This window comes from Streptomyces sp. SID5910 (genome assembly GCF_009862125.1).
In the GTDB taxonomy this organism is placed as follows: domain Bacteria; phylum Actinomycetota; class Actinomycetes; order Streptomycetales; family Streptomycetaceae; genus Streptomyces.
The window spans coordinates 1-4049 of the sequence record NZ_WWHX01000094.1 but is presented as its reverse complement, the minus strand read 5'-3'; the positions used below and the strand labels follow the sequence as shown (position 1 = coordinate 4049).

Sequence of the window (4049 nt, the reverse complement as noted above, 5' to 3'; positions counted from 1 at the left end):
CCGGCGCGCGGCGGGCATCCGCGCGGCCGTCGCCACCACCCACGGCCACGAGGTGTGGTGGGCCCGCACCCCCGGCGCCCGGCACCTGCTGCGCCGCATCGGCACCCAGGTGGACACCGTGACCTGGCTGGGCGCGAGCACCCGGGGCCCCGTCGAGGCGGCCCTCGCCCCCGGCACCCGGACCGCCCGTCTCGTCCCCGGCGTGGACACCGCCGTCTTCCACCCGGGCGTGGACGGCGCCCCGGTCAGGACGAGATACGGCCTGGGCCACCGTCCGGTGATCCTGTGCGCGGCCCGGCTGATCCCGCGCAAGGGCCAGGACACGCTGATCAGGGCGCTGCCGTGGGTGCGCAGGGTGGTCCCCGACGCCATGCTCCTCCTGGTCGGGGACGGCCCGTACGCCCCGGAACTGCGCCGGCTCGCGTGGGACGAGGGGGTGCTGGACGCGGTGGTCTTCGCCGGCGGGCACCCGCACCGGGCACTTCCGCCGTTCTACGCCGCCGCCGACGTCTTCGCCATGCCCTGCCGCACCCGCAAGGGCGGCCTGGAGGTGGAGGGGCTGGGCGTCGTCTTCCTGGAGGCCGCCGCGTCCGGACTCCCGGTCGTGGCGGGCGACTCGGGCGGCGCCCCGGACACCGTGCGCGAGGGCGAGACGGGGCACGTCGTGGACGGCCGTTCGGTGGCGGCGACGGCGGACCGGCTGGTCAGACTCCTGCGCAATCCCGGCGAGGCCCGGGTGATGGGACGCAGGGGCCTGCACCGGGTACGCGCGGAATGGACCTGGGACCACTCGTACGCGACGCTGCGTGACCTGCTGTCGGCCGGGGCGGGCCCGTCGTCGGCCCTACGAGACGCCCGCCGGGCGGACCGCTGTGACCAGCCATGACGTGCTGAGCAGCCGGATCGTGCCGTCGGCCGCCCCATGGCCGCGCAGGTGGTCGGTGAGCGTGCGGCGGGCGCGGTCCCGTGCGGCCGCGTCGACCTGGCCCAGGAAGTGCCGTCCGGGCCCGGTGTCCAGCAGGAACTCCGCCGCGTCGTCGGCGTCCTTCCCCCAGGTTCCGTACGCCTCGACCGGGTCGACGGCCACGTCGGCGAATCCCGCGGCGGTGAGGACGGCGCGGACCCGGCCCGGGGACGACAGGGAGAACATGCCGGGCAGCCCCGGGGCGGCGAAGTCGCCGAGGGGCAGGATGCCGCGCAGGGCCGCCATGGCGGTCACCCAGCCGTTGAGCGAGGGCTCGGCGGGGCAGACGAACGCCAGGCGTCCGCCGGGCCGCAGAGCGCGGCCGATGTTGCCGAAGGCGGCTTCGGGGTCCGCGAAGAACATCACCCCGTAACGGCTGATCGCCGCGTCGAACGAGCCCGGCTCGAACGGGTGCGTCTGCGCGTCGCCCTGCTCGAAGGTGACGTGTGCGAGGCCCTCCAGGGCCGCCCGTGACCGTGCCTCGGCCAGCATCGGGCCGGACAGGTCGAGGCCGTGGGCGCTGCCCCGCGGGGACCGGAGGGCAGCGAGGCGCGTGGTCTGCCCGGCGCCGCAGCCGACGTCGAGCGTCCGGTGGCTCCCGGTGATCCCGGCGGCGTCGAGCAGCGGTGCGTCGAACCCCTCGTTCACGGCGTTCCACCGGTCCTGATGACTCGCCCAGTGGGCGCCTTCGGGGCCGTTCCACGCCTGCGCCTGCTCGGTGTTGACGATCTCGGACACGAGTGCCTCCTGCGTTCCCGACGGAGAATGGGCGTTCGCCCAAACAGTATGGGCATGCGCCCATACTGGCAATCCCCTTACGATCCGAGAGGGTGCGCCGACCGCGGCGCCGACGCCGAGAGGGAGCGAGGCCCATGTCACCCCGTGGAGTGGCGACACCGGACGTGCGCGAGCGGCTGTTCGCCGCCGCGGAGAGGGTCGTGGAGCGGGACGGGCCGGGCGCGCTCACCAGCCGGTCCGTCACCACGGAGGCCGGCTGCGCCAAGGGGCTGCTGCACACGCACTTCGCGGGGCTCGACGAGTTCGTGGCCGAGCTGTGCCTCGACCGTTTCGCCCGCACGGCCGCACAGGCCCGGGCGCTGACGGCCCTCGTCGGCCGGGGCACGGTGGCCGGGAACCTCACGGCGGTCGCGCTCTCGCTCTTCGACCGCGGCGGCCCGGCCGTGTCGGGCCTGGCCATGACGCGTCCGGTGGCGGCGGCACGCGTCCGCGAGGCCCTGACCGGCGGCGCGCCCGGCTTCGCCACGATCCAGGAGGCGATAGCCGGCTATCTGGAGGCCGAGCGCGACGGCGGGCGGGTGGCGGACAGCGTCGACCCGGACACGGTGGCCCTCGCGGTCGTCGGCACCGCCCACCACCTCCTCATGACCGGCTGGCCGGGCGCCCCCGACCCGCGGCCGGCGATGACCCGCCTGGTGGCCGCGCTGGTGGGCGTCCGGCAGACGCGCGAGCCCGACTGAAACGCCGACGGCCCGAACCCCCGCACAGTGGGTTCGGGCCGCCGGCCTTCTCGGGGTGGGTCAGAGGGCGAGGCCCGTCAGGACCAGCACCCGCTCGTAGGTGTAGTCGTCCATCGCGAAGCGCACGCCCTCGCGGCCCACGCCGGACTGCTTGGCGCCGCCGTACGGCATCTGGTCGGCGCGGTAGGACGGCACGTCGCCGATGACGACGCCGCCGACCTCCAGGGCGCGGTGGGCGCGGAAGGCGGCCTGGAGGTCGTGGGTGAACACGCCCGCCTGGAGGCCGTACTTGGAGTCGTTGACGGCGGCGAACGCCTCGTCCTCGCCGTTCACCTTCTGCACGCTCAGCACGGGCCCGAAGACCTCCTCGCAGGCGAGGGTGGTGTCGGCCGGCAGGTCGGTGAGGACGGTCGGCGCGTACGTGGCGCCGTCGCGCTTGCCGCCGGTGAGGAGCTTGGCGCCCGCGGCGACGGCCTCGTCGACCCAGGACTCCACGCGCTCGGCGGCGGCCTCGCTGACCAGCGGGCCGACGTCCGTGGCGGCGTCGTTCGGGTCGCCGGTGACCTGGGCCTCGACGGCGGCGACGATGCGCGGCAGCAGGCGGTCGTAGACGGCGGCGTCGGCGATCACGCGCTGCACCGAGATGCAGGACTGGCCGCCCTGGTAGTTGGAGAAGGTCGCGATGCGGGTCGCGGCCCAGTCCAGGTCCTGGTCGCTCGCCCAGTCGCCGAGGACGACGGCCGCGCCGTTGCCGCCCAGCTCCAGGGTGCAGTGCTTGCGCGGCACCGAGTCCATGATCGCGTAGCCGACGGTCTCGGAGCCGGTGAAGGAGATGACCGGCAGCCGCTCGTCCTGGACGAGGGCGGGCATGCGGTCGTTGGAGACCGGGAGGATGCTCCAGGAGCCGGCGGGCAGCTCGGTCTCGGCGAGCAGGTCACCGAGGATCAGGCCGGAGAGCGGGGTGGCGGGGGCCGGCTTGAGGATGATCGGCGCGCCGGCCGCGATCGCGGGGGCGATCTTGTGGGCGCACAGGTTCAGCGGGAAGTTGAACGGCGCGATGCCGAGGACGACGCCCTTGGGGAAGCGGCGGGTGAGGGCCATGCGGCCCTGGCCGCCGGCGTCGGTGTCGAGGCGCTGGGCCTCGCCGCCGTTGAAGCGGCGAGCCTCCTCGGCGGCGAAGCGGAAGACGGACACGGCGCGGCCGACCTCGCCGCGGGCCCACTTGATCGGCTTGCCGTTCTCCGCGGAGATGAGCTGCGCGAGTTCCTCGGTGCGCTCGACCAGGCGGCGGCTGACGTGGTCCAGGGCGGCGGCGCGGACGTGGGCGGGGGTGGCGGCGAACTCGTCCCGTACGGCGTACGCGGCGGCCACGGCCTCCTCGACCTGGGCGTCGGTCGGCAGGCTCACCGTGGCGACGGTGCGGCCGTCCCAGGGGGACGTGACGTCGAAGGTGTCCTCACCGGTGGCCTGGCGGCCGGCGAGCCAGAAGGCGTGGGTGGAAGTCATAGTGGAGTCCCGGCCCTTCCGCGTTGGGGGTGTGTGTACGGGGGTGCGGGGTCCACGGTAGGGCGCGGGGCGGCGGGTGGCGTTTGTCCGGGGCGTAGTGA

4 protein-coding genes are annotated in these 4049 nt (G+C 75.0%); 2 read left to right on the top strand and 2 right to left on the bottom strand.

What is annotated here, in order from left to right; all coding sequences use genetic code 11:
* The coding region (locus GTW67_RS03610; RefSeq protein ID WP_202436782.1) for a glycosyltransferase family 4 protein at positions 1-886 on the top strand (886 nt) is incomplete at its 5' end.
* On the opposite strand, the gene GTW67_RS03605 is transcribed toward GTW67_RS03610, so the two are convergent.
* Entirely contained in the window at positions 845-1702 is an 858-nt protein-coding gene (locus GTW67_RS03605; RefSeq protein ID WP_161163335.1) for a methyltransferase domain-containing protein, read from the bottom strand. The two genes, GTW67_RS03610 and GTW67_RS03605, sit on opposite strands and share 42 nt — an antisense overlap.
* 134 nt (positions 1703-1836) lie before the next feature.
* Between GTW67_RS03605 and GTW67_RS03600 the strand changes: the two genes are divergently transcribed.
* Positions 1837-2442, top strand: coding sequence for a TetR/AcrR family transcriptional regulator (locus tag GTW67_RS03600; protein ID WP_161163334.1), 606 nt, complete (start codon positions 1837-1839; stop codon positions 2440-2442).
* A gap of 60 nt (positions 2443-2502) precedes the next feature.
* Here the strand turns inward: GTW67_RS03600 and GTW67_RS03595 are convergent, their stop codons facing one another.
* Complete coding sequence (locus GTW67_RS03595) at positions 2503-3948, bottom strand: aldehyde dehydrogenase family protein (RefSeq protein ID WP_161163333.1); 1446 nt, start codon at positions 3946-3948, stop codon at positions 2503-2505.
* Positions 3949-4049: the final 101 nt, after the last annotated feature.

Excerpts from the sequence above, each read along its gene's own strand:
- GTW67_RS03595 (WP_161163333.1), bottom strand. The coding sequence starts at position 3,948 with ATGACTTCCACCCACGCCTTCTGGCTCGCCGGCCGCCAGGCCACCGGT.
- GTW67_RS03600 (WP_161163334.1), top strand. The coding sequence starts at position 1,837 with ATGTCACCCCGTGGAGTGGCGACACCGGACGTGCGCGAGCGGCTGTTC.